The 25,523-nt window shown below is 65.9% G+C and carries 24 protein-coding genes and 1 tRNA gene; 19 read left to right on the top strand and 6 right to left on the bottom strand.

What is annotated here, in order from left to right; translation table 11 throughout:
* Positions 1-36 precede the first annotated feature (36 nt).
* The 10 genes from SH584_RS10780 (at position 37) to SH584_RS10735 (ending at position 10,469) form a co-directional block, all read left to right on the top strand.
* Positions 37-702: a response regulator transcription factor gene (locus SH584_RS10780; RefSeq protein ID WP_322841147.1), complete on the top strand. Its 666-nt coding sequence runs from the start codon at positions 37-39 to the stop codon at positions 700-702.
* Between the two features lie 98 nt (positions 703-800).
* Positions 801-2,111 carry a sensor histidine kinase gene (locus SH584_RS10775; protein ID WP_324809560.1) on the top strand — a complete coding sequence of 437 codons (1,311 nt, stop codon included), beginning with the start codon at positions 801-803 and terminating at the stop codon, positions 2,109-2,111.
* 22 nt (positions 2,112-2,133) lie between these two features.
* On the top strand, positions 2,134-3,147 hold the full coding sequence (locus SH584_RS10770) for a polyprenyl synthetase family protein (protein WP_324806998.1): 1,014 nt from the start codon (positions 2,134-2,136) through the stop codon (positions 3,145-3,147).
* 44 nt (positions 3,148-3,191) lie between these two features.
* Positions 3,192-3,626 carry a DUF411 domain-containing protein gene (locus SH584_RS10765; RefSeq protein WP_322841149.1) on the top strand — a complete coding sequence of 145 codons (435 nt, stop codon included), beginning with the start codon at positions 3,192-3,194 and terminating at the stop codon, positions 3,624-3,626.
* Positions 3,627-3,707: 81 nt separating this feature from the next.
* The gene (locus SH584_RS10760; protein ID WP_324806995.1) at positions 3,708-4,367 is read left to right on the top strand and encodes a hypothetical protein; all 660 of its coding nucleotides are present in this window, start codon (positions 3,708-3,710) and stop codon (positions 4,365-4,367) included.
* A 299-nt stretch (positions 4,368-4,666) separates the two neighbouring features.
* Complete coding sequence (gene hrpB / locus SH584_RS10755) at positions 4,667-7,105, top strand: ATP-dependent helicase HrpB (protein ID WP_324806993.1); 2,439 nt, start codon at positions 4,667-4,669, stop codon at positions 7,103-7,105.
* A gap of 32 nt (positions 7,106-7,137) precedes the next feature.
* Positions 7,138-7,419, top strand: a complete 282-nt coding sequence (locus SH584_RS10750; RefSeq protein WP_324806992.1) for an NADH dehydrogenase ubiquinone Fe-S protein 4 — start codon at positions 7,138-7,140, stop codon at positions 7,417-7,419.
* Positions 7,420-7,492: 73 nt separating this feature from the next.
* Entirely contained in the window at positions 7,493-8,626 is a 1,134-nt protein-coding gene (wecB, locus tag SH584_RS10745; protein ID WP_324809559.1) for a non-hydrolyzing UDP-N-acetylglucosamine 2-epimerase, read from the top strand.
* A 54-nt stretch (positions 8,627-8,680) separates the two neighbouring features.
* Positions 8,681-8,755, top strand: a tRNA-Glu gene (locus SH584_RS10740).
* 73 nt (positions 8,756-8,828) lie between these two features.
* Complete coding sequence (locus SH584_RS10735) at positions 8,829-10,469, top strand: c-type cytochrome (protein WP_324806990.1); 1,641 nt, start codon at positions 8,829-8,831, stop codon at positions 10,467-10,469.
* Here the strand turns inward: SH584_RS10735 and SH584_RS10730 are convergent.
* Genes SH584_RS10730 through SH584_RS10710 form a run of 5 tightly spaced genes read right to left on the bottom strand, consistent with a single transcriptional unit; the run spans position 10,466 to position 15,462 of the window.
* The gene (locus SH584_RS10730) at positions 10,466-11,446 is read right to left on the bottom strand and encodes a nitroreductase family protein (protein ID WP_324806988.1); all 981 of its coding nucleotides are present in this window, start codon (positions 11,444-11,446) and stop codon (positions 10,466-10,468) included. The genes SH584_RS10735 and SH584_RS10730 overlap by 4 nt on opposite strands.
* Positions 11,443-12,537: a GNAT family N-acetyltransferase gene (locus tag SH584_RS10725; protein WP_324806986.1), complete on the bottom strand. Its 1,095-nt coding sequence runs from the start codon at positions 12,535-12,537 to the stop codon at positions 11,443-11,445. The genes SH584_RS10730 and SH584_RS10725 overlap by 4 nt, the downstream gene beginning before the upstream one ends.
* Positions 12,534-13,655: a hypothetical protein gene (locus tag SH584_RS10720; protein WP_324806984.1), complete on the bottom strand. Its 1,122-nt coding sequence runs from the start codon at positions 13,653-13,655 to the stop codon at positions 12,534-12,536. The genes SH584_RS10725 and SH584_RS10720 overlap by 4 nt, the downstream gene beginning before the upstream one ends.
* Positions 13,652-14,524 carry a HesA/MoeB/ThiF family protein gene (locus SH584_RS10715; RefSeq protein WP_324806982.1) on the bottom strand — a complete coding sequence of 291 codons (873 nt, stop codon included), beginning with the start codon at positions 14,522-14,524 and terminating at the stop codon, positions 13,652-13,654. Before SH584_RS10715 ends, SH584_RS10720 begins: the two co-directional genes overlap by 4 nt.
* Positions 14,521-15,462 carry a hypothetical protein gene (locus SH584_RS10710; RefSeq protein WP_324806980.1) on the bottom strand — a complete coding sequence of 314 codons (942 nt, stop codon included), beginning with the start codon at positions 15,460-15,462 and terminating at the stop codon, positions 14,521-14,523. The genes SH584_RS10715 and SH584_RS10710 overlap by 4 nt, the downstream gene beginning before the upstream one ends.
* Before the next feature lie 146 nt (positions 15,463-15,608).
* On the opposite strand from SH584_RS10710, the gene SH584_RS10705 reads away from it, so the two are divergent.
* From SH584_RS10705 to SH584_RS10680, 6 genes are read left to right on the top strand one after another with little or no spacing between them, the layout of a single operon-like run.
* Positions 15,609-15,950 (top strand): ArsR/SmtB family transcription factor, encoded by a 342-nt coding sequence (locus SH584_RS10705; protein WP_324806978.1) that lies wholly within the window; start codon positions 15,609-15,611, stop codon positions 15,948-15,950.
* The gene (locus SH584_RS10700; protein WP_324806976.1) at positions 15,943-16,869 is read left to right on the top strand and encodes an MBL fold metallo-hydrolase; all 927 of its coding nucleotides are present in this window, start codon (positions 15,943-15,945) and stop codon (positions 16,867-16,869) included. Before SH584_RS10705 ends, SH584_RS10700 begins: the two co-directional genes overlap by 8 nt.
* Positions 16,866-17,300: a YeeE/YedE family protein gene (locus tag SH584_RS10695; protein ID WP_324806974.1), complete on the top strand. Its 435-nt coding sequence runs from the start codon at positions 16,866-16,868 to the stop codon at positions 17,298-17,300. Before SH584_RS10700 ends, SH584_RS10695 begins: the two co-directional genes overlap by 4 nt.
* The gene (locus SH584_RS10690) at positions 17,297-17,746 is read left to right on the top strand and encodes a YeeE/YedE family protein (RefSeq protein WP_324806972.1); all 450 of its coding nucleotides are present in this window, start codon (positions 17,297-17,299) and stop codon (positions 17,744-17,746) included. Before SH584_RS10695 ends, SH584_RS10690 begins: the two co-directional genes overlap by 4 nt.
* A gap of 3 nt (positions 17,747-17,749) precedes the next feature.
* Positions 17,750-18,181 (top strand): protein tyrosine phosphatase family protein, encoded by a 432-nt coding sequence (locus SH584_RS10685; protein WP_324806970.1) that lies wholly within the window; start codon positions 17,750-17,752, stop codon positions 18,179-18,181.
* Positions 18,182-18,206: 25 nt separating this feature from the next.
* Positions 18,207-18,986, top strand: coding sequence for a sulfite exporter TauE/SafE family protein (locus SH584_RS10680; protein ID WP_324806969.1), 780 nt, complete (start codon positions 18,207-18,209; stop codon positions 18,984-18,986).
* A 4-nt stretch (positions 18,987-18,990) separates the two neighbouring features.
* Here the strand turns inward: SH584_RS10680 and SH584_RS10675 are convergent, their stop codons facing one another.
* Positions 18,991-19,629 carry a TetR/AcrR family transcriptional regulator gene (locus SH584_RS10675; protein WP_324806967.1) on the bottom strand — a complete coding sequence of 213 codons (639 nt, stop codon included), beginning with the start codon at positions 19,627-19,629 and terminating at the stop codon, positions 18,991-18,993.
* Positions 19,630-19,753: 124 nt separating this feature from the next.
* Here SH584_RS10675 and SH584_RS10670 point away from each other — a divergent pair, with 124 nt between their 5' ends.
* Genes SH584_RS10670 through SH584_RS10660 form a run of 3 tightly spaced genes read left to right on the top strand, consistent with a single transcriptional unit; the run spans position 19,754 to position 25,514 of the window.
* Positions 19,754-20,929: an efflux RND transporter periplasmic adaptor subunit gene (locus tag SH584_RS10670; RefSeq protein ID WP_324806965.1), complete on the top strand. Its 1,176-nt coding sequence runs from the start codon at positions 19,754-19,756 to the stop codon at positions 20,927-20,929.
* Between the two features lie 12 nt (positions 20,930-20,941).
* Positions 20,942-24,136 carry an efflux RND transporter permease subunit gene (locus SH584_RS10665; protein WP_324806963.1) on the top strand — a complete coding sequence of 1,065 codons (3,195 nt, stop codon included), beginning with the start codon at positions 20,942-20,944 and terminating at the stop codon, positions 24,134-24,136.
* Entirely contained in the window at positions 24,129-25,514 is a 1,386-nt protein-coding gene (locus tag SH584_RS10660) for an efflux transporter outer membrane subunit (RefSeq protein WP_324806961.1), read from the top strand. The genes SH584_RS10665 and SH584_RS10660 overlap by 8 nt, the downstream gene beginning before the upstream one ends.
* Positions 25,515-25,523: the final 9 nt, after the last annotated feature.

Genomic DNA, 25,523 nt, shown 5'->3' with positions numbered 1-25,523 from the left:
GTTCATGTAGCGAAATCGTTTTTCAGGGGACCCAACATGCGCGTGCTCATTGTCGAGGACGAACCCAATCTTGGCCGCCAGCTCCGCTCGACGCTTGAGGGGGCGGGCTATGCCGTCGACCTCGCGACCGACGGCGAGGACGGTCATTATCTCGGCTCGACCGAAAATTACGATGCGGTCGTGCTCGACCTCGGCCTGCCCGAAGTCGACGGTCTCACCGTGCTCGATCGCTGGCGCAAGGAGGGCAAGCGCATGCCCGTCCTGGTCCTCACCGCGCGCGACAGCTGGTCCGACAAGGTCGCCGGCCTCGACGCTGGTGCCGACGACTATCTGGCGAAGCCCTTCCAGACCGAGGAACTGATCGCCCGCCTGCGCGCGCTGATCCGCCGCGCTTCCGGCAATGCCTCGTCCGAATTGATCGCGGGCGACATCCGCCTCGACACGCGGTCGGGCAAGGTCTCGAAGGGCGGCGAGCCGGTCAAGCTGACCGCGCAGGAATATAAGCTGCTGAGCTATCTGATGCATCACAAGGGCAAGGTCGTCAGCCGCACCGAGCTGATCGAGCACATCTACGATCAGGACTTCGACCGCGATTCGAACACGATCGAGGTGTTTGTCACCCGCATCCGCAAGAAGCTGGGCGCGGACGTCATCACGACCATCCGCGGGCTCGGCTACAGCCTGGAGGAAGGCGCGGCTTGAACGACGGCGCCGCCTCCCCCCTCGCCGGGGCCGGCGGGTCGACGGAGCTGGTGAAGCCTCCCAAGCGGCGCCGCGGACGCGGGTCGCTGACGCAGCGCATGATCGGGATCGCCGCGATCTGGATCGGCTTTCTGCTGCTGGTCGGCGGCTTCGCGCTCGACCGCGTGCTGACGCGCTCGATCGTCGACAATTTCGACAGCCAGCTCGAATATGTCCTCAATGCGATGATCGCCGCGTCGGAGATCGGGCCCGACGGCGTGCGCTTCAATCGCCCCCTCGCCGACCAGCGCTTCCTCGAACCTTACTCCGGCGCCTACTTCCAGATTTCCGGCGAGGGGCAGGAGACCTTTCCTTCGCGCTCGCTGTGGGATCGCCAACTTCAACCCAATCTGCCGCACCGAGACACCGACCTCCACAAGCGCGACAGCTTCGAATTTCCCGACGAGCCGCTCCGCATCCTTGAGCGCGACGTGATCCTGCCAGGATCCGAGGTGCGCTGGCGCTTCCAGGTCGCCCAGTCGCGCGAGGTCATCGACGGGCAGATCCTCGAACTTCGAACCACGCTGACCCGCAGCTTCGCGGTGCTCGGCCTCGGCCTCTTGATTCTTGCGGCGCTCCAAGCCTTCTACGGACTATGGCCGCTCCGCCGCGTCCGGCGCGAAGTCGCCGCGATCCGCAGCGGGACGCAGACCCGCATCGCCGACGACTTCCCGCAGGAGATCAACCCGCTGGTCGACGAGATTAACGACCTGCTCGCCCACAGTGAGGCGCAGGCCGAGGAGGCGCGCCGCCATGCCGGCAATCTCGCCCATGCGCTCAAGACCCCGCTGACCGTCATCACCAACGCCGCCACCGCGCATGCGCCCGACCTCGACTCCACCGTGATCCGCGAAGCGCTGGTGATGCGGCGGCAGGTCGACCACCACCTCGCCCGCGCCCGCGCCATCGGCCGCCGAGCCTCGGCGCAGGCACGCACCCGCGTCTGGGCCAGCGTCGAAGCGGTCGAGCGTGCGGTCTCGACGCTCTACGGAAAGGTCACGATCGACATTGCCGGCGACCGCAACGTCCAGGTTCGCGTCGAACGGCAGGACCTCGACGAAATGCTCGGCAACCTGGTCGAAAACGCCGCGAAATATGGTGGCGGCCGCGTGTTCGTCACCGTCGAGCCGCTGCAGGACGGCAAGGTCTCGATCCTGATCGAGGACGATGGCGCGGGCATCGCGCAGGCGCAGCGGGAGGAACTGTTCGTGCGCGGCAAGCGCCTCGACACCACCGGCAAGCCCGGCACCGGCCTTGGCCTCGCGATCGTCCGCGACGTCGCCGAGATTTACGGCGGCAGCGTTTCGCTAGGCGAAAGCGAAGACCTCGGCGGCCTGCTCGTCACCCTTTCGCTTCCCCGCGCTGCTTGAGCCCGCTAAGGCCCCCGCCACCATGACCGCCACCGTCCACCACCTCGGCGAGAAGAGCGCACCGTCGCTCGACCCGATCATCGCCCTCACCGCTGCCGACATGAACGCGGTCAACCAGGTCATCGTTACGCGGATGCAGTCGAAGGCCGCGCTGATCCCCGAGCTTGCCGGCCACTTGATCGCCGGCGGTGGCAAGCGGATGCGACCGATGCTGACGCTGGCAAGCGCCGCGCTGCTCGACTACCCCGGCACGCGCCACCACCGCCTCGCCGCCGCGGTCGAGTTCATCCACACCGCGACGCTGCTTCACGACGACGTCGTCGATCTTAGCGAGATGCGCCGTGGCAAGCGCACCGCCAACCTCATCTGGGGCAACCCCGCCAGCGTCCTCGTCGGCGATTTCCTGTTCAGCCGCTCGTTCGAACTGATGGTCGAGGACGGCAGCCTCAAGGTGCTCAAGATCCTTAGCCACGCCTCCGCCGTGATCGCCGAGGGCGAGGTCGAGCAATTGACCGCGCAGCGCCGGGTCGAGACGAGCGAGGAGCAATATCTCCAGATCATCCACGCCAAGACCGCGGCATTGTTCGCCGCCGCCTGTCGCATCGCCCCGGTCGTCGCCGAAGCCGGCGAGGATGCCGAGGAAGCGCTCGATTCCTACGGCCGCAACTTGGGCGTCGCCTTTCAACTGGTCGACGACGCGATCGACTATGCGTCCGACGCCGCGACGATGGGCAAGGGCCAGGGCGACGATTTCCGCGACGGCAAGGTCACCCTCCCGGTCATCCTCGCTCACGCCCGCGGCAGCGAGGAGGACCGCGCCTTCTGGAAGGCGGCGATGCAGGGCGACCGTTCGTCCGACGAAGACCTCGTCCATGCCACGCGCCTCATCCGCGACACCGGCGCGCTCGACGACACGATGGAGCGCGCGCGTCACTACGGTCGCCGCGCGATCGACGCGCTCGCCCCCTTCCCCGCTGGCCGGGCCAAGGCGGCAATGGTCGAAGCGGTCGAATTCGCGGTGGCACGCGCCTACTGATCCGCTAAACTGCGGTTCATCTTCCCGGGTTTAGGACTTTTCGCATGCGCAAGACCCTTCTCCACACCATCGCCCTCGCCACCTTTTTCATCGGCTCCGCCGCGCACGCTGCGACGATGACGGTGTACAAGTCGCCGACTTGTGGTTGCTGCGCCAAGTGGATCGAGCATGTTCAGAAGAACGGCTTCACGACCAAGGTGGTGGAAACGCAGGACATGGCCGCGGTCAAGGCGAAGGCCGGCATCCCCGACGCTCAGCGCAGCTGTCACACGACGATGGTCGGCGGCTATGTCGTCGAAGGCCACGTCCCCGCCTCGGACATCAAGCGCCTCCTTGCGCAAAAGCCCAAGGCGCGCGGTATCGCGGTCGCTGGCATGCCGATGGGCTCGCCCGGCATGGAGCATGGCGACCACCGCGAGCCGTACAAGACGATGCTGATCGGCACCGACGGCAAGACCAAGGTCTTCGCTAGCCACTAGGTGCATCCTGTCCTGAAAGGATTCGAACACGCCATATGCGGACGTCCTTGCGCGGCTGCTTGCGACGGCTAACCAGCAGATATGACCGACGAAAATCTCCGCCTGCTTTATGATGCGCAGTTCAGGTGGGAGGAGGGAATGCTTGTTTACCGGCATCGCCGGCGTGGCGTGCCAGTGGAAGTTTCGGACTCCGAGCGTCAGCGCGCAATCGATCGCTTTGTCCGCACGACCCGGAATACAAAGCGTGCCGCATTGGCTACCTTCGTCTTGGGCGGGGCCGCAATCAACCTCATCATTCCAGGCGCGTTCGGGAAAGTCGTTTTGCTTGTCGCCTCACTGGCGTCGTTCGGCCTTCTTTATGCTGCCGCTTTGCGGTGGGCGTGGAACATGCCGACCCAGGGTTGGAGCAACCGCAAGCAAGTAGGTGAGCGTCTTGGCCGGACTGGCGCTTTCATCATGCTAGTCGAACGGACGACTTGGCCGCGGATCATCATCGGTCTTGTCGCCACCATCGTGCTGATCCCGATTATGGCAGGAATCGGCCCCTCCGCAGGATTATCCTGGCCGCCTAGCACAGTCGGCCAATGGGTGGCAGCCATCTTAGTGGGCATCTCGCTTCCACTCAGTCTTGCAACGGCCGCAGTCAAATGGGCAGTGACCGAACGAGATCGACTTCGACTTCGGGGCCGGACCGCAATACGAGACGCGAGGCGCCATAGAAACAATGATAGTCCGCAGTGAAGTTCGGACATTTGCTGGCCCCTTTGGTGTAAGTTGGGCCGCAGCGAACGTCTGCTTCCGCTTTCTCAATCTCAAAGGCGGACCCAGTGCTTTCAGTCAGAAAAGCGGTCACTCAGGTCCGTGCCGCAAACGTCCGCTTTCCACGGTTAGCAAACGTTCGGGCTGTCCTACTTTCGTCTAATCTGCCAGAGGCATTGAATGCAGTTCCGGCACCCGCGCGCCATTTGTTTTCGATGCCGATCCGCAAAACCTGTGAAGGGACGAGTTTCACGCCGACGTAGCGCCAACTTCCGCGCCGAATGACGACGTCCATCCTCCCGATCGAGTCGGTTCTGCCCGACCTGCTCGACGCGCTTCGCGACGGGCCTCGGGCCTTGCTGATGGCGCCGCCGGGCGCGGGCAAGACGACGCGGGTCGGGCGCGCGCTGCTCGATCAGCCATGGTGCAGCGGCCAGGTCTTACTCCTCGTTCCCCGCCGTCTCGCCGCGCGCGCCGCCGCCGAATATATGGCGCGCGAGCTTGGGCAGCGCGCGGGCGAGACGATCGGCTATGCCACGCGCCTCGACAGCAAGGTCGGCAGGGCCACCCGCCTAGTGGCGATGACCCACGGCGTCTTCCTCGCCCGATTGCAGGCCGATCCCGAGCTCGGCGGCGTCTCCGCGGTGCTGTTCGACGAAGTTCACGAACGCAGTCTCGACAGCGATCTCGCGCTCGCGCTCACCCTCGACGCCGCGTCGGCGCTCCGCCCCGACCTTCGGATCCTCGCCATGTCGGCGACACTCGACGGAGCACGGTTCGCTCGCCTGCTCGGTAATCCGCCGAGCATTGAGAGCGAGGGCAAGAGCTTCCCGCTGACCCTGGTCCACGAGGGCCGCGACGCGGGCCAGCGCATCGAACCGCAAATGGCCGCCGCGATCCGCCGCGCTATTGGGGCATATGAAGGCTCGCTGCTCGCCTTTCTGCCCGGTGTCGCGGAGATCGAGCGCACCGCCGACGCACTTGGCGCCCTGCCCCCCGGCGTCGTGCTTCACCGCCTGCATGGGCAGGTCGATCCGGCCGCGCAGCGCGCAGCGCTCGCCCCGCCCGCGCCCGGAACGCGCAAGCTGGTCCTCGCCTCCGCCATCGCCGAAACCAGCCTGACGCTCGACGACGTCCGCATCGTCGTCGACAGCGGGCTTGCGCGCCGTCCGCGCTACGATCGCGGTGCCGGGCTGACCCGCCTCGTCACCGAACGCGCCAGCCGCGCCGCCGCGACCCAGCGCGCGGGTCGCGCCGCGCGGCAGGGTCCGGGCGTCGCCGTCCGCTTGTGGGAGGAAGCCGCCACCGCCGCGCTCCCTGCGCACGACCCGCCCGAAATCCTCGAGGCCGACCTGTCGAGCCTTTTGCTGACCTGCCTCACCTGGGGAGAGGCCGACCCGACGCGCCTTCCCTTCCTCGACCCGCCGCCCGCCCCCGCGCTTGCCGAGGCCCGCGACCGGCTGACGCGCATCGGCGCGCTCGACGCCGACGGTCGGCTGACCGACCACGGCCGCGCCATTGCCGGCTGGCCGCTGGAGCCACGCCTCGCCCACATGATGATCGAAGCGGGCGCGCGTGGCTTCGCGCGTTCCGCGGCAGAGGTTGCTGCGTTGCTGACCGAGCGAGGGCTCGGCGGCAACGACCCTGATCTCGAAATTCGCCTCCGCCGCTGGAAGAATGAGCGCGGCCCCCGCGCCGAGGCTGCGCGGGGCATGGCCGACCGTTGGGCGCGCACCGGCTCGTCCGACCGGCAGGACCTCGCCGGCGCGCTCGCGCTCGCCTTCCCTGACCGCCTGTCGCGACGCCGCGATTCGACGGGCGAACATTGGCAGTCGGTCGGCGGTCGCGGCTTCCGGCTCGATCCCACCTCGCCGCTCGCCCGGAGCGAATGGCTCGCGGTCGGCGAGGTCGCGGGCGCGGCCTCGGGCGCGCGCATCCTTTCCGCCGCCGCGATCGACCTTGCCGACATCGAAACGCTGTTCGGGGATCGCATCGAACCATGGAGCGAAGTCCGCTTCGACCCCGCCACCGCGACCATGACCGCGCGCAAGGGGCGCAGGCTCGGCGCGGTGCGCCTGTCCGCCGCGCCCGATCCGAAGCCCGACGCGGCGACGGTGGAAGCAGGCCTGCTCGACGCGGTTCGCCGTCATGGCCTGTCGCTGCTCGATTGGGGTGACGCCTCCATCGCCCTGCGAGCCCGGGCCGCATTCGCGGCGACGGACGATCCGTCGATCCCGTCGCTCGACGATGACGCATTACTCGCATCTCTCGACGAGTGGCTTGCGCCGCTCCTTGCCGGTCAGCGCCGGCTCGACGCGATGGGCCCTTCCGCGCTGCGCGGGGCGCTCGACGGACTGCTCGGCTATCAGGCGGCACGCACCATCGACCGCCTTGCGCCGAGCCACTTCGCCTCGCCCGCCGGATCGAGCCACCCGATCGACTATCAGGCAGCTGGAGGCCCGACCGTCGAAGTCCGCGCGCAGGCGCTGTTCGGTCTCGCCAGGCATCCGGCGGTCGCCGACGGCCGCGTCCCGTTGACGATCGCGATCACCAGCCCCGCGCACCGCCCGATCCAGACGACGCGCGACCTGCCCGCCTTCTGGGCCGGCAGTTGGCGCGAGGTCGCGAAGGAAATGCGTGGCCGCTATCCGCGCCACCCTTGGCCCGACGACCCTGCCGCCGCGCCGCCGACGCTCCGCACTAAACGAGCAGGCTCTTGATTCGCCCGTCCGCTTCGGCCAATCGCATGCTCATGCCCATCGCCCGCATCACCGAAGAACAGCGCAAGACTACCCAGTCGGGGAAGGCCAAGACCGGCCTGTGGACGCTCGAATATGAGCGCACCGTGGCGCTGCGTCCCGACCCGCTGACCGGCTGGGCCGGATCGGGCGACACCAACACGCAGGTAAAGCTGACCTTCCCGACGAAAGATGAGGCGATCGCCTATGCGAAGCGCAAGGGACTTGAGATCCACCTCGTCCCCGCGCCGCCTGTGGCGCTGAAGCTACAGGCCTACGCGGATAATTTCCGTTAAAGGTCAGTCGGTAACAGACCGACTTGCCACCATAGTGACGCTAAGGCACTCTCCCGACGCCGAATGAGGGGGAATACTGCGCCAGTCACGTATCGCGCTTGTCGTCGGAACACGTCCTGAAGCCATCAAGCTCGCCCCGGTCGCGCATGCGCTTGCCGGGATGGGCGAATGGCCGCGCCTCTACATCACCGGCCAGCATCCGGGACTGGAACTGAACCAGCACGGGCTGCAGGACTTTGACGCCTTGCCCCTCTCCTGCCCGGGCCAGACCGACCCGATGCTCCACGCCGAACTGGTCCGCTCCGCGCTTCGGCGAGTGCTGCGGCTCGATCCGCCCGATCTTGTCCTGGTTCAGGGCGACACGTCGAGCGCGCTCGGCGGCGCACAGGCGGCGCATGCCGAGCGAATCCCGCTCGGCCATGTCGAGGCGGGCTTGCGTAGCTTCGACTTTCACCAGCCGTGGCCCGAGGAAGGTAACCGCGTCGCGATCGACCGCCTCTCCGACCTCCTCTTCGCGCCGACCGACGACAACGCCCGCAACCTTACAGAAGAGCAAGTCGACGGTGCCATCTTCGTCACCGGCAACAGCGGCATCGATTCGCTCGCAGCGATTACGGGGATCCTGCCGGTCGCACGCCGTCGAAACTGGATCCCCCGCCGCGGCTTCCGCTTGCTGGCGACCTGCCACCGCCGCGAATCGTGGGGCGAGGGATTGGCGCAGATCGCGTCAGCCCTTCGCGAGATTGCCGACATGGGCGTCACCGTCGACCTGCTGCTTCATCCCAATCCCGCGGTTACCGAGGCGATGTGGCGCCTGCTGGGCGACAAGACCTCGATCCGACTCGTCGCACCTTTGTCGCATCCCGCGATGATCCGCGCGATGCTCGACGCCGACCTGATCCTCTCCGATTCCGGCGGCATGCAGGAAGAAGCGCCCGCGCTCGGCATCCCGCTGCTCGTCATGCGCGGCCGCACCGAGCGACCCGAGGGGATTGCCGCGGGATCGAGCCTGCTGGTCGGGACCGACCGCGACCGCATCGTCGCCGAAGTGTCGCGACTCCGCTCCGACCGCGCCGCGCTCGCTGCCATGGCCACGCCGTCACTCCCCTTTGGCGACGGCCGCAGCGGACCTCGCATCGCGACGATCTGCATGGATTTTCTGAAAGAGGTCGATGGCCTGTCGAGCGCGGTAACGCGCCGGGCCTGATTGACTAGCGGTCGCCGTCGCCGCATAGGGTCGCCGCTCAGCGCCATGCGCCGCGGCCCCTTCGTCTAGCGGTTAGGACGTCGCCCTCTCACGGCGAAAACACGGGTTCGATTCCCGTAGGGGTCACCACTTCAGCATTGCCGCGCTTTCTCCATCGCGCTTTGCAGTTGCCGATTGTCCGGCCTTCCCGCACCGTGGCGACATGATCAAGCATCGCTGGCGGGTCGTTGGTGCCCTTGCACTCGTCATCGCAGGGTTGGCGTTCCTGTCGTGGCTCACCGCGCGGCCAGAGGCGCCGTCTGCCGCACAACCTGCACTTGCTTCCGGCGCTCCCGCGCAGGCCAAGGGCGCGGCGGCATTCATTGGTTCGGGGTTCGGCGGGATCTCGACCGAAGCGCTCGAAAGCTCGGCGATCCCGTGGAAACTGGCGGCAGCCGCGCTGGTTCTCGACGAACGCCGCCGCGATCCGACATCGGCGATCGACCAGGCCACGCTTCGACGAGTCCTGACCCGCTTCGGCTTTCTCTTTCCCAGTGCCATCGCCAACCTGCCGCCGGGCGTTTCGGTGCCACCGTCGGCATTTCCGCTGGGCATGACCCACGGCATGCTCGCCCCGCTGGGCGGCAGCAGCGTCGAGGTCGCAAATATCGGCTGCGCCGCCTGCCATGCCGGCATGGCCTACGATGCCAGCGGCCGTCCGCGACCGGACGTCGCGGTACTCGGTGCACCAAACAGCGGTCTTGATCTGGAGGCATACACGCAAGCGATCTTCATCGCCCTTCGCCGTCATCGTCGCGACGATCTCCTAGCCGCGGCCGGCACCCTTTTCCCGGACATGGGGCAGCGCGAGCGTCTCACCCTGCGATGGCCGGTCTTTCCGCTGGTCCAGCGGCGAATGTCGGCGCTGGCCCACCAAAATCGGCCCATGCCGTTTCCCAACGGCTCGCCCGGGCTGACCAATGGCGTGGCGGCGCTGAAAGCTCGGCTCGGTACCCCACTGGCGGGGGGCGGACCGCAGGATGATGGCGCCGTGTCGATTCCCGGCCTTGCCGATCGGGTATGGCGCACCTCCTTCCTTGCCGATGGAGCATACGCGCCACCGGATGCGCGGTCGGGGCCGACCGTGGCGCCACAGATCGATCCTGCCCACCTGCGCGAACTGGCGGCGATCACGACCTTTTTCACCGTGCCGAGCATGGGCGTGCGCCCTGAAAAAGCAATCGGCGCCCTGGACGAAAGCGAGGCGATTTTCACTTGGCTGAAAGACCTTCGCCTGCAGCCGTTTCCCGGGACGAGCGACCGCCCCGCGGCTGAACGGGGTTCAGGGCTCTACGAACGCCAATGTGCGTCGTGCCATGGTTCGTATCGCGAGCGCGGCGGGCGTCCGGTCCTGGCGGCCTTTCCCAACTGGATCGGCGATGTCGGGACCGATCCGCTTCGGGCAAGGCTGTTCGACGAACCGCTCGCGAAGGCCGTACGCGCATCGTCCTACCGCGACCTGATCAGCGTTCGAACGGGCCGCGGATATGCCGCGCCGCCGCTAGCGGGCGTGTGGAGCACCGCGCCTTATCTACACAATGGATCGGTGCCGACGCTGGCGGCCCTGCTCGACCCGGAGCGACGCCCGCAGCGGTTCATGGTCGGAGGCCATTCCCTCGATTTCGAAAGCGGCGGCATCCGGTTAGCGGCAGATGGGCGATACCCTGCGGCAAGCCGGCCCACGTCAGCACCGGTCTGGTACGACACGCGCAAGGCGGGCCGTGCCAATAGCGGCCACCGCTACGGCGAAAATCTAACCCCTGACCAGCGGCGCGCGCTGATTGAATTTCTGAAGCGGCTTTAAACGAGCAAATCGTCGACCGGCATGCGGGCACGCGGATAGGATTTGCCGACGCGCCTGCCGACCCGGAACGCCGACACGAGCCGGTAGTCTTTCGGAAACGAATGGCTGCTGGCGAGGTCGGCGGCGACCGAGCGATTGTCGGCCAGCGCCGCCAATACCGCGGCGCCCATCCCGATCTTTTCGATTTCCAGCCACAGGCGAAGGAAGCGGCGCCCGCTGTCGAACGGGTCCTCGTGAACAGGACGGTGAAAAAGCAGGACGCCTGCGGCCCCTGCGACCTTTTTGCCCTCGGACACCAGAGCTGGGGCAAGGCCGATACGATCGAGGATTGGAAACAGCCATCCAAGCACCTGACTGGCGGCGAATGCCTCGACTGGCGACAGGGACATCGCCTCGGCATTCAGACCATCGGTCGACCACCGGGGATGGCTTCTGGACAGGCGCATCCACCCGCGAAACTCGGCGCGGTAATCGCGGTGGCGAAGATAGCCGTAGCTTGCCCGATCGAATTGCTTTCCGATCCGCTTTAGCGTGGAGGGATCGACGATGATCGTCACGTCGTCGGCGGCAAGGCGCTGGACGGATGAACGGTCCTCACGCGTCGGCGGCTGGAAATCACCGCGCCACGACTCGCGCGTCGAGAGGAAGGCGGCAAGCGGATCGGGCTCGCGCTTCCCGGACAGCCGAAGGCGCGCAACGGGTTCCAGAACATCTCGTGGCGGCGGCAAGTCGTGCCGTTCGACCGCTACAGCGCGACCGTCCGCGCTGGCGGCGAGGATGAAGGCTTCCGCCGACGCACCAAGGCTGATTGCCGCGTCGTTGCCGCGAGGGTCGCCAACCCTCAACCGCCGCGAACGATCCTCGAACAAAAGAACCGAGTCCTGTTCGATCCGCCAGCGTGCGGGCTGGACGTTGTGGACGCTCGGCGCGTGGACCGTCGCGCCGACGAGACGGCGAAGCAGCGCTGGGTCGGTCAACGCACATCCTTCCGGTAAAGGTGGAGGTGATGCAGCGGTCGACCGCCGAGCTTTTCGACCTGCCGCAGACTGGCGGCGTTGCTATCCGCGATCCATGTCACGCCAAGCGTTCGATAGCCCGCCGATCGAAGCGCGCCGACGGTCCGCGCCAGCATCGCTCCCATCAATCCGCGGCCTTGGTGTTCGCCTACCACCGAATAGAAGATGATAACCGCCCGTCGCCGATTTAGCCGATATCGAAGGTAGTGGAACGGCGTCAGGAGTCCGATCCTCGAACGGGTGGCGGCAAGAAATCCGTTGAGGTCGGGAATGCAGATGATCGTCCCGACCGGCCGACCGTCGTGTAGCAGGACCGACGACAGGCGCGGGTCGAGGATCGACATCATCTCGCCCGCCTGGAACGTGAATTCCGCCTCGGTCAGCGGGACGAACATCGGGTTTTCTGCGAACCCGTCGTTCAGCACCGCGCGCGATTCTTCCATGCGCTGCGGGAAATTGCTCTTCTCGATCGGGGCGAAGGCATAGCCGTCCGCCTGCGTCGGCGCCTGATCGGGGAGGTTGGCCGACGCAAGGTCGATCTCAAACGTCCGCATTGGGAAAAAGCGCGTGAAGCCGTTGGCTTCGAGCAGGTCGGGAAGATGGCGCGGACCGACCACCATGTCGGTGTAGGCGCCGGGGCCGAACCCTCCGGTCATCACGCCGCCTTGCTGCATGGCGGTCAGATTGAAATTGCCGACGAGTTCATTCTGCCCGTCTTCGCGCGCGAATTCTTCCGCGGCGCCGAGCAGCGCCGTGGCTGCCTCTGGGTCGTTGGCGCAATCGAAAAAACCGAATTGCATCCGCGTCCAACCGTGGCGCTCGTTCGATGCGCCATGGCGGTGGGCGATGATCCGACCGACCAGGCGCCCGTCACGACGCGCAACCCAGAAGCGGAACGGATTGCCGGCGGTCCACAGCGGGTTCTTCGCCGGGTCGAGCATCCGCATCACGTCGCTTTTCAGCGGCGAAACATAGCCCACGTCTGGACCGTAAGCCTCGAACGGCGTTTCAAAGAAGGCGTCGCGGTCTCCCTCGGTCAACGTCACCGTCATGTCGCTGCCTCGATCAGTCGTGCCGCAATGACAAGATCGTCGTCGAGGCTGTCCTGGGCGAAGCCGTCGGCGGAGATCGCCAGAAAAGTCAGCGGGTTAGGCGACAGTCGGATCATGTGCGTCGCGGCGTGGCGATGGAGAAGATCGCGCATGGCGGCGCCGTCGCTGCCTTCGCGGTCCGCCGCGTCGAAGCTGATCAGTTCTTGCCCCTCAAACAATCTGCGCTCGACCTCCGGATAATCGGCGAAGTCTGACTCAGGGACGATCCGGCCTTGTTGAAGCAGGGGATGCGCTGCAAGAAGGTCGCTGCGGCCCCGGTCGGCCCGGGCCAATGCGCCGAGCAAATTATTCTCCTGAGCGCGAAGGCCGACGAAACGCTCGATCGCGATCGCCAGCGCGGTCAGCGCGGTGGTCACTGCCGCGATCGACAGCGCCCCAGGCCAACCTTGCGATACCGCCAGCCCATAAACCAAGCTTCCGGCAAGCAAGGTGACGAGGCAGTCGAACATGAGGTACCCAACGCTTCCCCTACCGGTCGCGAGGCGTGACGTGGCGAGCAAGAGAAGAAGGACCGCAAACGGCCCGCCCCGCACCTCGAGATCGGGAAACAACCGCTGGAAATCGGTCGTCGCAAGCAGGATCGCCGATCCGAGGGCGACGGCTAGGAGGATCGCGGCCCGCCGCTCGCCAAGCGAAATCCTGGCATCGTCCCTGAGGAGCAAGACGATGGCACCGAACACGCTAAGCAGGTGAAAGGCGGCAAGCAGCCCGATGGCGAGGCCACCCCAGACAAGGCCAAGCGTCAGCGCAAGCACGCTGAACGCGATGGCACCAACAAGCACGAGCAATTTCAACGACCGCGGTGCATGCCGCCGGACCATTTCCTCGACCAGGCGAAGCAGCAGAAAGGGGAGCCACGCGGCAACGACCATGACCAGCGGAGCAGTCGCGGGGACCGCCGTTGCCAGAAGACGAAATGCCATCAGCGCCGCTGTCGCGCCATATAGAGCACGAAGGTGATCGCTCACCGCGGAATGTCGATCTGACACGGCCACCCCCGACCGCGCGACGAGCATCGCAACGAGCGCCACCAGGTTGAGCGCGACCGCGGTCGTCATCCCATCAGTTTCTTCATAAAGCGGCGGACGATCGCGCGTTTGAAGAAGGCGATCGGCGCGGGCAACGGGCGCTCGACGCGGACCGCGTGCGGATTGAAGAAATAGCCGCGATTGTCCGTTCCTCCCGGACGATCAAGGATCACGCGGATCGCCTCCTCCGCCATCATCGTGCCAGCCTCGGTCACCATGGTTGAAAAGGAGAAGCGCGACCTCTTTCCCTGCGCGACCTCCGCCGCCACATCGAGGTCGACATATTTGTGGCTCGACGAATGGGTCAGCACATATTCGATTTCGCGCATCAGGCATTCGGTCGCCATGTCGCGGTCGATCGACGTCCAGTCGACCCCGATCGTCGGATAGGACAAGCGCTCTTCGATGCGCGGATCGTCGGGGCGCACGACAGTGACCGACGGCAACGGCGCGGCGTAGGCATCGATCAGAATGCGCCGATGTGTCCGCGCTTTCCGATAAAGCTGCGCTCCAGCAGCCGCGTCATCGGTGCCGTTGATCGCGACCGACGAAGCCGGGAGAATACGGTCGAGCTCTTCCACCCACTCGCCGCCGAGCACTTCGACTTCCAGCGTCGGATTGATCGTCAGGGCAAGATCGCGGACTGCTTCGGCCTTGGGGCGACCGATCGTCTCGGCGTAGCTGAACAGCTGACGATTGAGGTTCGACGTTTCGAACGTGTCGATGTCGGCAATGATCAATTTGCCCACGCCCGCGCGGAGAAGCGCCATCACCGCGGCGCCGCCCATGCCGCCGACCCCGGGGACGAAAACGCAAGCCTCGCGCAGGCGTTGCTGCTCCTCGGGCGTGACGAAGCCGCGGTTTCGGGTGGTCATCTCGGCATAGTCGAACATGGTCATCGGGCAGGCCTCAGGCGGTCGAGGGGGGTCGAGGGATCGAGCCATTGCAGCAAGGGGGAAACGATCGCCGCGGTCAGCAGGACCGCCGCGCGAACCAGCAACCGCGGAAGCGCGTGCCTCGGCACGCTGCGCATTAGAAAGCGCTGCCCCGCGGCAAGGTCGATCACCCCGATCTGCAGCACGTCGTCGCCGCGCTCGTAATCCAGCTCGCGTTGGCAAAAGTCATTGTAGGAATCGTCCCGGTGCTTTGCGGCGACGGCGAAGCTCTTCTTCAGATTGTCGGAACCGCCAGTGTACGCATCGGTGATGACCTGCCGCTCGAGCACAAACCCGGCGTCCGGGCCGACGCCGAATGCATCGCGGTGCGACTGCATGATCTGATGCGCGAAGTGACGGTGAGCGAAGCTTTGCCCAGTGCCTTCCTGCCCGGGGAAAACGTTGCTGAAGGTATCGGCGACCATTCCGACCACCGCCGGAACCTGCGTGACGCTGCTGACCCAAAGCGGTCGCATGCGGCCGCGGACGAACATGGCGAAGCAGGTCAAGCCATAGAGGATCCACGACAGGCCGCCGCTCCGTTCTTGGGGATCGACCATGACCAGGCCAAGGTGAACCAGTTGCCGGTCTTGTCCGCCCTCCCGGACCTCTAGAATCGGCATCGCATTGAACGCCACCGGCTTGTTGTCGGCGACGCGCGTCACGAGCGTGATGACACTCCCACGGAGGGCGTCGCCGCCCTCGTCAAACAGGCCGTAGTGGAGATCGCGTCCACCCAGGCAGGAGCGGGCCACGGCGCGGCAGGATTCAATCAGCTTTGCCAAGTCGGGGGACGAAAGCTCGTCCGCTGGTCGCTCGAAGATCTCGACGCGATGTTCGGCGCTGGGCTCGAACCGGAATCGCATCCGGCCGCGGCGAAGCAATTGCAACTTGTCGAACACGCAACCCCCTCCGCGTCACCGCGACATGTCTAATACGGCATCGGGGTTAATCAATGGTCCGCCACCAGCTGTGCTCCATCTCGCGATGGGCATCCTTGACATTGAGTTAGAACTTTCTAATTTAGTATTCTCTTTTGGAGAGTCGGATGCAGGATGATCTTTCTCGCTTCGCCGGTCAGGCGGCCGTCGCGGTGTCGGTGCTCAAGTCGATCGCGCACGAGGGACGTTTGCTCATCCTTTGCTATTTGAGCGAGGCGGGCGAGATGTCTGTGGGCGAGCTAGTCGAGCGGATCGGGCTGAGCCAGTCCGCCTTGTCGCAGCATCTCGCAAAGCTCCGCGCCGAGGGTCTCGTCGCCACGCGCAAGGAAGCGCAGACGGTCTTCTACCGCGTCGCCGACGACAAGGTGCTGACCCTGCTTGGCACGCTCCACGACCTCTATTGCCCCGCGCTAGGCGTGGATGAATCGAATGGAGAAAAGCATGACTGACCCGTCCCTCCAACGCGCCATCGAACAGGTCCAGGCAGTCGTTGCGGGCGAGGCGCGCGGTCCGTTGGTCAAGGCCTTCTTCGACGAGCCGACTTTCACCGTTAGCTACGTCGTCAGCGACCCGGCGACAAAGCAAGCCGCGATCATCGACAGCGTGTGGAACTTCGACCAGGCGTCGGGGCGTACCAGCTTCGATTCCGCCCATGCGATCATCGCCTACGTCGAGAGCGAAGGCTTGTCGGTCGAGTGGATCCTCGAGACTCACGCCCATGCGGATCATTTGTCCGCCGCGCCTTATTTGCAGGAAAAGCTGGGCGGAAAGCTCGCGATCGGGCGGGAGATCGTCACGGTCCAAGGCGTCTTCGGCAAGATCTTCAACGAAGGCACCGAATTCGCGCGCGACGGATCGCAGTTCGATCGGTTGCTTGACGACGGCGACGTGTTGATGATCGGCGACGTCCCGCTGATCGCGCTTCACGTGCCCGGCCATACACCGGCCGACATGGCCTATGTCGTCGGGGATGCGCTCTTCACGGGCGACACCATGTTCATGCCGGATTACGGATCGGCTCGCGCCGACTTCCCCGGTGGCGATGCGCGCCAATTGTATCGCTCGGTACGCCGCCTGATGCAGCTTCCCGACGAGACGCGCGTCTTTCTGTGCCACGATTACAAGGCGCCCAACCGCGACGACTTTGTGTGGGAAACCACCATGCTCGCCGAGCGAACCGCAAACGTTCACATCCATCAAGGCGTCAGTGAGGATGACTTCGTGGCGATGCGCACACAGCGCGACGCGACGCTGGCGATGCCCAAGCTCATTCTTCCGTCCTTGCAGGTGAACATGCGCGGCGGGCGCCTGCCCGAGCCCGAAGACGACGGCGCAAGCTACCTCAAATTGCCGGTGAACAAGCTATGACCTGGGCAGCCTTTCCCGACGCCCAGCCACTTCACGGCCTTGTCGGCGGGATCATGATCGGCCTTGCCGCCGCGATGATGTTGCTGGGCGCTGGCCGCATCGCGGGTGTGTCGGGCATCGCTGCCCGCGCGACCCGGATCAGTCACGGCGATATGTCGATGTCCAGCGCTTGGGGCTTCCTTGCCGGTCTGCCACTCGGCGCATTCATCGTTTCGCTGGCGCTGGGGCTCGCTCCTTCCGAGTTTGCGCCTTGGCCAGTGCTGGTCATCCCTGGCCTGCTCGTCGGCTTCGGGACGCGGATGGGAAGCGGCTGTACAAGCGGTCACGGCGTGTGCGGCGTCAGCCGACTGTCGCAGCGCTCGATGCTCGCCACCGCCACCTTCATTGCCGCCGGCATCGCGACGGTCGCCGTCATGGGAGCGCTGTCATGAGCCTCGCCCGCACGCTCGTGCCGCCCGTCATCCCGGGCGGGCTTTTCGGCGCCGGTCTGACCCTATCGGGGATGACCGATCCGGCGCGAGTCCGCGGATTCCTCGATGTCTTCGGGCAATGGGATCCGACGCTGGCGTTCGTCATGGGCGGCGCGGTGATCGTCATGGCGATCGCCTGGCGGATTCAGCCGCGCATGAAACGCCCATTGTTCGGCGAGAAGTTCTCGCTCCCCGATCGCCGCGATGTCGATGGCCGACTGATCGCCGGGTCGGCGCTGTTCGGCATCGGCTGGGGGATTGCCGGGCTTTGCCCTGGACCCGCCGTCGCCTCGCTCGCGCTGTCGCCGCTCGCCGTCCTTCCGTTTCTCGCCGCCATGCTCGCGGGAATGGCGCTGTACAATTTCCTGCCATCCGCTTCGGATCGGCCAAAGCTTCAAGGAGCCTGACCAATGAAAATTGCCATTCTTACCCCCAACGTCAGCGTCCTGCCCCAGCCCGAAGTGGCGGACATCGCGGAACTCGCCGATCGCGGCTATCGCTCGATCATCAGCAATCGACCCGAAGGCGAGACTGAAGACCAGCCCGAGTGGAACGCAATCAAGGCCGCGGCCACCGCGCGCGGCATGGAGGCCGTGCACATTCCGGTGGTGGCCGGTGCGATCACCGATGGCGACGTCACGGCGTTCAGCAAGGCACTTGACCGCCTGCCATGGCCGATTGCTGCCTTCTGCCGCACTGGGACACGATCGGCCTTGCTGTGGGCGCTCGCCAACCAGGCGAGCCTGACCGTCGACGAACGCATCGAGATCGCCGCCAAGGAAGGGTACGACCTCGAGCCGTTCCGCGCGCGCCTTTCGCTGCCATCCGACCAGATTTCCTGATCCCGCATCCTACAGGAAGGCTCCCATGATCGACACACTCCACCTGCCGCTCGGCGCTTTCTCGGGGGTGCTGGTCGGCTTTACGCTCGGCTTGGTGGGCGGCGGCGGATCGATCCTGGCCGTGCCGTTGATGGTGTATCTGGTCGGCGTGTCGAACCCGCACGTGGCGATCGGCACGAGCGCACTTGCGGTCGCGGCGAATGCAGCGATGGGTCTGGTCAATCACGCCAAGCACGGGACGGTGAAGTGGCGCTGCGGCCTGACCTACGCCGCGGCCGGCGTGGCCGGGGCCTTCTTGGGCTCAACCGCCGGCAAGGCGTTCGACGGACAACGACTGCTGTCTTTGTTCGCGATCGTGATGATCGTCGTCGGCATCCTGATGCTGCGCCGTCGCAAGGCGGTGGGTGACGAGGGCGCGGAATGCGACCGGCAAAATGCGCCGAAGGTGCTTGGCTATGGCCTGGGCACGGGGGGATTTTCCGGTTTCTTCGGGATCGGCGGCGGCTTCCTGATCGTGCCGGGCCTGATCGCTTCGACCGGGATGCCGATGATCAACGCGGTCGGGACGAGCTTGGTCGCCGTGACCGCTTTTGGCCTCACGACCGCGGCCAATTACGCCTTCTCGGGCCTGGTCGACTGGGTCCTCGCGGGCGTCTTCATCGTCGGGGGTCTCCTCGGCAGCCTCGCCGGTACGCGCGCGGCGAAGCGGCTATCGGGATCGGGTCACCTTGGGACGATCTTCGCCACGCTGATCTTCGCAGTCGCCGCCTACATGTTATGGCAGAGCGGCCGCGCCATCTTCTGATCGGTCAGTCGATTTCGAAGTAGGACAGGAACGGTTTCAGCCGCCAGTCGAGCGCGGCGGGATCGAGCAGTCCATCGTCCCCTTCCACGAGCGCCCGCATCTGGGCGTCGGACATGACGATCGCGAAGAATAAGCCGGCGGCGGCCATCGGATCGTCGATGTTCGCCTTACCCTGTTCGTCGAGGGCACGGAGGATGTCAGCGAGTTCGCGCACCGACGGAAGGTGAATGTCCTCGTACAGCGTCCGCGCGAAGTCGGGGTCGCGGAGCGCTTCGGTGATGACGATCCGCTTCAGCGCAATCGCGCGCTTGCTGGTGACATGCGCGTAGAGACGATGCGCATAGCCGCGAAGCAATTCGCTCGGCTTTTTCGTCGCGCAGTCTTCGCCATAGCCGGGGCAGCGATCCTGCTCGTCGCGAAGCTCGATGATCGCGCGAAGCAATCCCTGCTTGTTGCCGAACAGTTCGTACAAGGTCGCCAGCGATCCCCCGGATCGCTTCACGATCGCGGCGAGGCTGGTGGTGTCATAGCCCTGTTCCAGGAACAGCGACTCGGCCGCCTCGATCATCGCGCGTCGCCGTTCCAGACGGCGATCGGGGGTCGCGCACGCAGCCTTGCCGCGGCTAACCTCCTCATTAATCATCAAATTCCCTCTCCAAGGAAACAAGTGTTGACTGTAATGTACCTTACATTACACTTGCAGTCCATTGTTACGCGACACGATACCGACCCGGGGCTGGGCGGACATCACTTCGACAGGGATATACATGCGCTTTCTGAAATTGCACGGTTCGGCCGTGGCAGTCGCCGCCGCATTGCTGCTTGCTTCGTGCGGACAAGAGGCGCCCCCCGCCCCGCCGCCGCCCGAAGTGACGACGATCACCGTCGGGGCAGAGCCCATTTCGAACGTCGTCGAATTGCCGGGCCGCGTGCAGGCGTTCCGAACTGCTGAAGTCCGTGCGCGCGTGGACGGGATCATCCAGCGTCGCCTGTATGAAGAAGGCACCGATGTCGGCGCGGGCCGCGCCTTGTTCCAGATCGATCCGCGCCAGATGCGCGCCAACGCCAATGCCGCCAGCGCGCAATTGTCGCGGGCTCAGGCGTCGGCCGCCAATGCCGGACAGGTCGTCCGCCGCTACAGCGGCCTGGTCGGCGAGCAGGCGATTAGCCGGCAGGAATATGACGCCGCGATCGCCAGCCAGCGGACCGCGCAGGCGGATGTCGCCAATGCCCGCGCCCAAGTCGATTCCGCGCGCCTGATGCTGGGATATTCGACCGTGACGGCTCCCATCTCGGGCCGCGTCGGCCGGGCGCAGGTGACCGAAGGCGCGCTCGCCAGCGCCGCGCAGGGCACCCTGCTCACCACCATCGAGCAGATCGACCGGGTCTACATCAATTTCTCGCAAAGCTCTTCGGACCTGCTCGCGCTCCGCCAGTCGATCGCGTCGGGTGCGCTCAACCTGCCCTCGCTAAATCGCGTACCGGTTCGCCTCGTGCTCGAAGACGGCAGCATCTATCCGTTCAGCGGTCAGATCGATTTCCTGGACCTAGCGATCGACGAAGCCACCGGCACCGCCGCGCTTCGCGCCGAATTTGTCAATCCGGGCCGTCTGCTCCTGCCGGGCCAGTTCGTTCGTGCACGTATCCTCGCCGGCACCCGCCCCAACGGCATCGCCATCCCGCAGCGCGCGGTGAAGCTGACGTCCGACGGCGCGACCGTCATGGTCGTCGGCGCCAAGAACCTCGTCGAAGTGCGCAAGGTGAAGCTTGGCGAAATGCAGGGCGACCGTTGGGCGATCCTCGAAGGCCTGAAGGTCGGCGACCGCGTGATCGTCAACGGCCAGCAGAAGGCGATGCCGGGTCAGCCGGTGACGATCGCCAAGCCGAGGCCGGCGGGCGTTCCCGCCTCTGCGGCTCGTCCCGCTACCCGCCCCGCCGCCTGATCGGACGAGCCCATGACCCCTCGCTTCTTCATCGACCGGCCCGTCTTCGCGTGGGTCATTGCGCTCGGAATCCTGATCGCGGGCGTGATCGCGCTTCGCGGCCTTCCGATCGAGCAATATCCGTCGGTGGCGCCGCCGTCGCTGACGATCAACGTCACCTATCCCGGCGCCGACGCCAGCACGCTTGAGCAGAATGTCACGCAGGTCATCGAGCAGGAGCTCAACGGCATCGAGGGCTTCCTCTACATGTCGTCGAACAGCCAGTCGAACGGCACTGCGTCGATCAACCTGACCTTTGCCGCGGGTACCGACATCGACCGCGCGCAGATGGACGTTCAGAACCGGCTTCGCCGCGTCGAGCAACGACTTCCCGAGGAGGTCAGGCGCCAAGGCGTGCAGGTCAACGAGGCCAACGCCGGCTTCCTGATGATCGTCGCGCTGACCTCGAAGAGCGGCCAGATGCAGTCGCTCGAGATCGGCAACTTCGCCAACACCAAGGTGGTCGACGAGCTTCGCCGCGTCGAGGGCGTGGGCAACGTTCAGTCCTTCTCGCCCAGTTACGCGATGCGCATCTGGCTCGACCCCGACAAGCTGGCGAGCTTCGCGATGTCGCCCGCCGAAGTGCTCGGCGCGGTGCAGGAGCAGAATAGCCAGACCGCAGGCGGACAGCTTGGCGACCAGCCGCTGTCGGGCGGGACCGAGCTCAACGCGATCATCACCACCCAAGGCCGCTTCACCACGCCGGAGCAGTTTCGCGCGATCATCCTGCGCGCCAACCCCGACGGGTCGGCGGTGACGCTGGGCGACGTCGCGCGCGTTGAGCTTGGCGCGGAAAGCTATCTCTTCTCGTCCGAACTCAACGGCAAGCCGATGGCGGGCATGGCGATCCAGCTGACCCCCGGCGCGAACGCGCTGGCGACCGCCGAGGGCGTCAAGGCGCGCATGACCGAATTGTCGACGACCTTCCCGCAGGACGTCGCCTGGTCGATCCCCTACGACACCACTCCGTTCGTCGAGATTTCGGTCGAGGAAGTCATCGTCACGCTGGTCGAGGCGATGGTGCTGGTGTTCATCGTCATGTTCCTGTTTTTGCAGAACTGGCGTGCGACGCTGATCCCCTCGATCGTCGTTCCGATCGCGCTCGCCGGTGCCTGCCTCGGCCTGTGGCTCGCGGGGTTCTCGATCAACGTGCTGACGCTGTTCGGCATGGTTCTGGCGATCGGCATCCTCGTCGACGACGCGATCGTCGTGATCGAGAATGTCGAGCGCATCATGCGCGACGAAAAGCTGCCGCCCTACGAGGCGACGGTGAAGGCGATGAGTCAGATCACCTCGCCGATCATCGGCATCACGCTGGTGATGATCGCGGTGTTCGTGCCGATGTCATTCTTTCCGGGCACGACCGGCGGCATCTACCGCCAGTTCGCGCTAACGCTCGCCATCTCCATCGCCTTCTCGGCGCTGCTGGCGCTGACGCTGACCCCGGCGCTGTGCGCGTCGTTCCTGAAGCCGCACGACGACACCCATCGCAGCGGCGCGATCGGCCAGCGCGTCGATCGCTTCTTCGCCGGGTTCAACGGCTGGTTCGCGCGGGTGACGAGCCGCTACGAAGGGTCGGTGGTCAAGATCCTGTCCGTGCCGCTGCGTTGGCTCGGCGTGTTCGCCCTATTGGTCGGCCTGACCTTCGTCCTGTTCGCGCGCCTTCCGGGGTCCTTCCTTCCGCAGGAGGATCAGGGCTACCTCATCACCGTCATTCAGGCCCCGCCCGGCGCCACCACGCAGCGCACCGGCGCGGCCGCCGATCAGGTCGTCGATTACTTCATGAAGCAGGAGCAGACCGCCAACGTCGTGCTGGTCCGCGGTTTCAGCTTCTTCGGCCAGGGCCAGAATAACGCCATCTCGTTCATTCCGCTCAAGCCATGGGAAGAGCGTCAGGGCCTGGAAAATCGTGCCGATACGCTGGCCGGCAAGGCGATGGGCGTGTTCGGCGGGATCAAGGAAGCGTTCGTCTTCTCGCTGAGCCCGCCTGCGATCCAGGAATTGGGCACCGCGAGCGGCTTCACCTTCAAGCTGCAGGACCGGGGAAGCAACGGCTATCCGGCCCTGCTGGCCGCGCGCAACCAGCTTCTCGGCGGCGCATCGCAGAACCCGCTGCTGGTCGGTGTCCGCCCCGAGGAGCAGGAGGACGCCCCGCAGCTGAAGGTCGATATCGACCGCATCAAGGCGCGCGCGCTCGGCCTGTCGATCGCCGACGTCAACGCGACGCTCGCGATCAACTTCGGCAGCGCCTACGTTAACGACTTCTCGCGTGAAGGCCGCGTGCTGCGCGTGCTGATGCTGGCCGACGCCGCGCATCGCATGACGCCGCAGGACATCCTCGACCTGAAGGTGCGCAGCGCAACCAACGAGATGGTGCCGTTCGGTTCCTTCGCCAGCGTCGAATGGAGCGCCGCGCCGCCGCAATTACAGCGCTACAACGGCTATCCCGCCATGACGATTTCGGGCGAACCCGCACCGGGAATTTCGACCGGCGAGGCGATGGCAGAGATGGAGAAACTGGCAAGCCAGCTTCCCGCCGGGTTCGCGTTCGAATGGACCGGCATCAGTTATGAGGAGCAGCAATCTGCGGGTCAGATCGGGCTACTGCTCGGCCTGTCGCTGGTCGTCGTCTTCCTGTTGCTCGCGGCGCTTTACGAAAGCTGGGCGGTGCCGGTCGCGGTGTTGCTGGTGGTGCCGATCGGGATGCTTGGCGCAGTGCTGCTGTCGATGCTGCGCGGGTATAACGCCGACATCTATTTCAATGTCGGCCTGATCACGATCATCGGCCTGTCGGCCAAGAACGCCATCCTGATCGTCGAGTTCGCGATCGAGCAGGAGGCCGAGGGCAAATCGACCTTCGACGCAGTAATGGCGGCGGTGAAGCTGCGGCTTCGCCCAATCATCATGACCAGCCTGGCGTTCCTGTCGGCGATGATCCCGTTGGTCATTGCCAGCGGCGCCGGCGCGGCCGGACGTCGAGCGGTCGGCACCGGCGTGATGGGCGGGATGCTGTCGGCGACCTTCCTCGGCATCTTCTTCATTCCATTGTTCTACTTCGCGGTGCGTCGCTGGCTGACCAAGCGCCGCCCGCCGTCCCCGCATGAAAAGGCGCATATGCATGACGTGCCCCCGTCCAGCCCGACCGATGGAGCGCAGAGCGTTGCGTAAGCTGGCCATCCTCGGCGCCGCGAGCCTGCTCGCCGGATGCGCCAACTTCGCACCGCCGCACGTGCGTCCGGCGCTGCCGACCGCGAGCGACTATCCGGCCGCATTCCCCGGCGACAAGCAGCCGGGACAGCGCGCGACCGACGTTCGCCTGTCACAGTTCCTCGTCGATCCGAGGCTCGAGGCGCTCGTCGCGCAAGCACTGGTCCGGAATCGCGATCTTGCCGTCTCGGTCGCCCGGATCGAGGAGGCGCGCGGCCAGTACCGCATCCAGAATGCCGAGCGGCTACCGACGGTCGGCGCCAGTGGCGACGTCACTCGCTCGCGCGCACCGGGCCTGACCGGGCCGGAGACCACTAACCGCTATTCGGTCGGGGTCGCGGTGTCGGGTTTCGAACTCGATTTCTGGGGTCGGGTCCGCAATCTGTCGGAGGCGGCACGCGGCGAATACCTCGCGACGATTCAGGCGCAGCGCGCCTTCCGTTTGTCGCTCGTCCGTGACGTTGCCAGTGCCTATTTCGCGTCGCGCGAGGCCGACGAGCGGATCGCACTGGCCGACGCGACCGTGCGCAGCCGTCGCGAAGCAGTACGGATCGGCAAGCGACGCCTGGATGCGGGGGTGACGTCTGCGCTCGACTATCGCCAGGCGGAATCGCTGCTGACGCAGGCGGAGACCGAGGCATCGGGCCTTCGCCTCGCCAAGGCGCAAGGCGACAATTTTATCGCGCTGCTGGTTGGCGGACCCGTCGCGGCCCCGCTTCCCCAACCGCTCACGCTCGCCCAGCAGGCGGCGGTCCCCGCGCTTGCCGCTGGCCTGCCATCGGACCTGCTCGTCGCGAGGCCCGATGTCCTCGCCGCCGAAGAGCGGCTTCGCGCCGCGCGCGCCAACATTGGCGCGGCCCGTGCCGCCTTCTTCCCGTCGATCTCGCTCACGGGCGCTGCCGGTTTCGCCTCGACCGCGCTCGGCTCACTCTTCGGAAGCGATGGCCTAACGTGGAGCTTCGGGCCGTCGATCAGCCTGCCGATTTTTGACGGAGGCCGTAATCGCGGCAACCTGACGGTGGCTCAGGCGCGTGAGAACATCGCCGTCGCCACCTACGAGGTTACCGTGCAAGGGGCCTTCCGCGAAGTCTCGGACGCTCTCGCGGGGCGGCAATATTATGCCGAGCAAGTGGCGTCCGGCACGCGCGGACTGACCGCGGCTCGCCAGATCGCGCGCATCGCTCGGCTTCGCTATCGGGAGGGCGTCGCATCCTATCTCGAAGTGCTCGATGCCGAGCGCAACCTGTTCGCAGCCGAGCAACAATTGATCCAGTTGCAGCGCGCGCAGGCGGACAATCTGGTCGCGCTTTACATCGCGCTGGGTGGCGGCGCGACCTGACGCACCAGG

Origin of the sequence: Sphingomonas sp. LY29 (genome assembly GCF_035593985.1) — a bacterium.
Lineage (GTDB): Bacteria > Pseudomonadota > Alphaproteobacteria > Sphingomonadales > Sphingomonadaceae > Sphingomicrobium.
Note: the sequence above shows the minus strand (reverse complement) of the source record. Positions and strands in the feature narration are given on the sequence as shown.

Excerpts from the sequence above, each read along its gene's own strand:
- SH584_RS10780 (WP_322841147.1), top strand. The coding sequence starts at position 37 with ATGCGCGTGCTCATTGTCGAGGACGAACCCAATCTTGGCCGCCAGCTC.
- SH584_RS10775 (WP_324809560.1), top strand. The coding sequence starts at position 801 with ATGATCGGGATCGCCGCGATCTGGATCGGCTTTCTGCTGCTGGTCGGC.
- SH584_RS10770 (WP_324806998.1), top strand. The coding sequence starts at position 2,134 with ATGACCGCCACCGTCCACCACCTCGGCGAGAAGAGCGCACCGTCGCTC.
- SH584_RS10765 (WP_322841149.1), top strand. The coding sequence starts at position 3,192 with ATGCGCAAGACCCTTCTCCACACCATCGCCCTCGCCACCTTTTTCATC.
- SH584_RS10760 (WP_324806995.1), top strand. The coding sequence starts at position 3,708 with ATGACCGACGAAAATCTCCGCCTGCTTTATGATGCGCAGTTCAGGTGG.
- hrpB (WP_324806993.1), top strand. The coding sequence starts at position 4,667 with ATGACGACGTCCATCCTCCCGATCGAGTCGGTTCTGCCCGACCTGCTC.
- SH584_RS10750 (WP_324806992.1), top strand. The coding sequence starts at position 7,138 with ATGCCCATCGCCCGCATCACCGAAGAACAGCGCAAGACTACCCAGTCG.
- SH584_RS10735 (WP_324806990.1), top strand. The coding sequence starts at position 8,829 with ATGATCAAGCATCGCTGGCGGGTCGTTGGTGCCCTTGCACTCGTCATC.
- SH584_RS10725 (WP_324806986.1), bottom strand. The coding sequence starts at position 12,537 with ATGACGGTGACGTTGACCGAGGGAGACCGCGACGCCTTCTTTGAAACG.
- SH584_RS10720 (WP_324806984.1), bottom strand. The coding sequence starts at position 13,655 with ATGACGACCGCGGTCGCGCTCAACCTGGTGGCGCTCGTTGCGATGCTC.
- SH584_RS10715 (WP_324806982.1), bottom strand. The coding sequence starts at position 14,524 with ATGACCATGTTCGACTATGCCGAGATGACCACCCGAAACCGCGGCTTC.
- SH584_RS10705 (WP_324806978.1), top strand. The coding sequence starts at position 15,609 with ATGCAGGATGATCTTTCTCGCTTCGCCGGTCAGGCGGCCGTCGCGGTG.
- SH584_RS10700 (WP_324806976.1), top strand. The coding sequence starts at position 15,943 with ATGACTGACCCGTCCCTCCAACGCGCCATCGAACAGGTCCAGGCAGTC.
- SH584_RS10695 (WP_324806974.1), top strand. The coding sequence starts at position 16,866 with ATGACCTGGGCAGCCTTTCCCGACGCCCAGCCACTTCACGGCCTTGTC.
- SH584_RS10690 (WP_324806972.1), top strand. The coding sequence starts at position 17,297 with ATGAGCCTCGCCCGCACGCTCGTGCCGCCCGTCATCCCGGGCGGGCTT.
- SH584_RS10685 (WP_324806970.1), top strand. The coding sequence starts at position 17,750 with ATGAAAATTGCCATTCTTACCCCCAACGTCAGCGTCCTGCCCCAGCCC.
- SH584_RS10680 (WP_324806969.1), top strand. The coding sequence starts at position 18,207 with ATGATCGACACACTCCACCTGCCGCTCGGCGCTTTCTCGGGGGTGCTG.
- SH584_RS10675 (WP_324806967.1), bottom strand. The coding sequence starts at position 19,629 with ATGATTAATGAGGAGGTTAGCCGCGGCAAGGCTGCGTGCGCGACCCCC.
- SH584_RS10670 (WP_324806965.1), top strand. The coding sequence starts at position 19,754 with ATGCGCTTTCTGAAATTGCACGGTTCGGCCGTGGCAGTCGCCGCCGCA.
- SH584_RS10665 (WP_324806963.1), top strand. The coding sequence starts at position 20,942 with ATGACCCCTCGCTTCTTCATCGACCGGCCCGTCTTCGCGTGGGTCATT.